Origin of the sequence: Nocardia farcinica (assembly GCF_029867845.1) — a bacterium.
In the GTDB taxonomy this organism is placed as follows: Bacteria; Actinomycetota; Actinomycetes; order Mycobacteriales; family Mycobacteriaceae; genus Nocardia; species Nocardia farcinica_A.
In genome coordinates, this window is sequence record NZ_JARWRU010001047.1 from 1 (window position 1) to 3,052 (window position 3,052).

The 3,052-nt window shown below is 75.4% G+C and carries 2 protein-coding genes and 1 pseudogene; all 3 read left to right on the forward strand.

Annotation, left to right across the window (positions count from 1 at the left end):
- Positions 1–552: pseudogene (locus QH283_RS23115) on the forward strand (SWIM zinc finger family protein); the annotation flags it as partial.
- A gap of 74 nt (positions 553–626) precedes the next feature.
- The gene (locus QH283_RS23120; RefSeq protein WP_280505044.1) at positions 627–1,700 is read left to right on the forward strand and encodes an ATP-binding protein; all 1,074 of its coding nucleotides are present in this window, start codon (positions 627–629) and stop codon (positions 1,698–1,700) included.
- Positions 1,697–3,052 (forward strand): DUF5682 family protein (locus QH283_RS23125; protein WP_280505043.1); only part of this gene is annotated, 1,356 nt, incomplete at its 3' end. The genes QH283_RS23120 and QH283_RS23125, both read left to right, overlap by 4 nt.

Here is a 3,052-nt window from a genome sequence, read left to right on the forward strand (position 1 = left end):
TACTGCCCGGCGCCCGCGGGGGCCCCGCGCGCCGCCCTGCGCGCGCGGGTCCCCGACCGCTACCGCCAGCCGCTGCTCGACGGCCTGCTCGACGCCACCCTGCACCAGCGCGATCCCGTCTGGGCGGCGGCCCTGTTCGGCAACGGGGTGCCCTCGGACACCGCCCTGCTGCGTCGCCGCGAGTTGTTCGCGCTCATGCCGCAGCGCGAGCGGGTCGCGCATCTGCGCCGCCTGGACAGCGCGTGGCTGTCGGAACTGGAGGCGCTGCTGCCCGCGATGGAGCATCCGTGGCCGGGCGAACTGGCCCAGCACGTGCTGCTGTTGCTGCTCGAACGCGCGCGGGTCGCCGCGCGGCACCGGGGCGCGCACGGCACCGGCCCGGCCGCGCACCGCTCGCTACTGGCCGCGGCCGCCACCCACCTGCCCGTCGACGCGGCAGACTCGGTCGCGGTGGCCTCAGGCCGCTGCGCGGATCCCGCCTGGCAGCGGGCCTTCGACCGGCTCGCCGACGACCTCACCCACCGCTCGATGATGCTCGAGGAGTTGCAGTGACCTCCGACCGGATCACGCCCGACCCGACGTCCCCCGACCGGCCGGCACCGGGGCCGGGGACCGAGGCCACGGCCCTGCTGCGCCCGCACGCCGAACAGGCCTACGCCGACGAGCTGCGCGCGCTGGCCGCCGTCGACGACCGCCCCCGCCCGCCGTCGTGGCGGTTGTCGCCGTGGGCGGGGGTCACCAATCTGCTCGGCGGCGCCCTGGCCGACGGCACCGTCGTCACCCCCAAGTACGTCGGCCCGCGCAGGCTGATGGAGGTCGCCGTGGCCACCCTGGCCACCGATCGGGCGCTGCTGCTGCTCGGCGTGCCCGGCACCGCGAAGACCTGGGTGTCCGAACACCTGGCGGCGGCGATCTCCGGGGATTCGACGCTGCTGGTGCAGGGCACCTCCGGCACCACCGAGGAGTCGGTGCGCTACGGCTGGAACTACGCCCGGCTGCTGGCCGAGGGCCCCACCGAGGGTGCGCTCGTGCCCTCCCCCGTGCTGACGGCCATGCGCACCGGCGCGCTGGTGCGCGTGGAGGAACTGACCCGCATCCCCTCCGACGTGCAGGACGCGCTGATCACCATCCTGTCGGAGAAGACCCTGCCCGTGCCCGAACTCGGCGCCGAGATCCAGGCCGCCAAGGGCTTCAATCTCGTAGCCACCGCCAACGACCGCGACCGCGGCGTGCACGAGCTGTCCTCGGCGCTGCGCCGCCGCTTCAACACCGTGGTGCTGCCGCTGCCCGCCGACGAGGAGGACGAGGTGGCCATCGTCGCCCGCCGCGTCGAACAGCTCGGCGCGGCACTGGAACTGCCGCCGGTCCCGGCCGCCGCCGAGGAGGTGCGCCGGGTGGTGCGGGTGTTCCGCGAACTGCGGTCCGGGGTGACCGCCGACGGCCGCACCACACTCAAGTCCCCCTCCGGCACCCTCTCCACCGCCGAGGCCATCTCGGTGCTCACCAGCGGCATGGCGCTGTCGGCGCATTTCGGCGACGGCGTGCTCCGCCCCACCGACATCGCGGGCGCCCTGCTCGGCGCGATCGTCAAGGACCCGGTCGCCGACACCGCCGTGTGGACCGAGTACCTGGAGGCCGTGGTCAGGGACCGGCCCGACTGGTCGGAGTTCTACCGCGCCTGCCGCGAGGTCACCGGTTGACGGAGCAGACGACGCGGCGGGCGCGCCCCGCCGCCGACGCCGTGACCGCGGTGTTCGGCATCCGCCACCACGGGCCGGGTTCGGCGCGCTCGCTGGCGGCGGCGCTGGCGGCCTTCGCCCCCGACACCGTCCTCATCGAGGGCCCGGCCGACGCCGACCCGCTGGTGGCCCACGTCGCCGCCGAGGACATGCGGCCGCCGGTGGCGCTGCTGGCCTATGTGCCCGGCGACCCGGGCCGGGCGGCTTTCTGGCCGTTCGCGGAGTTCTCCCCCGAGTGGCAGGCGCTGCACTACGCCGCCGAACACGCGGTGCCGGTGCGCTTCTGCGATCTGCCCGCGAGCATGGTGCTGGCCGTCGAGCAGGCGCCGGGCGACCGGGACGATCCGCTCGCCCGGCTGGCCGCCGCCGGTGGTTACGACGACGCCGAGCGCTGGTGGGACGCCGTCGTGGAGTCCGCGCCGGGCGCCGGCGTCTTCGACGCCCTCACCGAGGCCATGGCGGCCCTGCGCGAGGACGCGCGCATCGACGAGCACACTCTGCGCCGCGAAGCCCACATGCGGCAGGTCATGCGCTCGGCGATCAAGGCAGGGGCGCGCAGGCCGGCCGTGGTGTGCGGGGCCTGGCACGCTCCCGCCCTGGCGGGCCCGCTCGGTCCGGCCGCCCCGGACGCCCGCCTGCTCAAGGGCACTCCGAAGGTCAAGACGGAGCTCACCTGGATTCCGTGGACGCACTCGCGGCTGGCGAGCGCCTCCGGCTACGGCGCGGGCATCGACTCGCCCGGCTGGTACCACCACCTGTTCACCGCCACCGAGCAGCCGATCGTGCGCTGGCTGACCCGGGTGGCGGGAGTGCTTCGCGCGCACGACCTTCCGGTGTCCAGCGCGCACGTCATCGAGGCGGTGCGGCTGGCCGACACCCTGGCGGCCATGCGGGACCGGCCGCTGGCCGGGCTGTCGGAGGTGACCGAGGCGGTGCGCGCGGTCATGTGCGGCGGCGACGAGACGATGCTGCGGGTGGTCACCGACGAACTCGTGGTGGGTGAGGCGCTGGGCGCTGTCCCGGCGGGCGTGCCGACGGTGCCGCTGGCGGCGGATCTGCGGGCCACCGCCCGCACGCTGCGCCTGAAGCAGGAGCCGACCGCCGAGGCGCTCGACCTCGACCTGCGCAAGGACCGTGAACGTCAGCGCTCGCACCTGCTGCACCGGCTCGCTCTGCTCGGCATCCCGTGGGGCACTCCGGCCACCAGCGACGTCCGCGCCACCGGCACCTTCCGCGAGAGCTGGACGCTGCGCTGGCGGCCGGAGTTCGCGGTCGCGATCATCGAAGCCTCCCGCTGGGGCCCCACGCAGCGG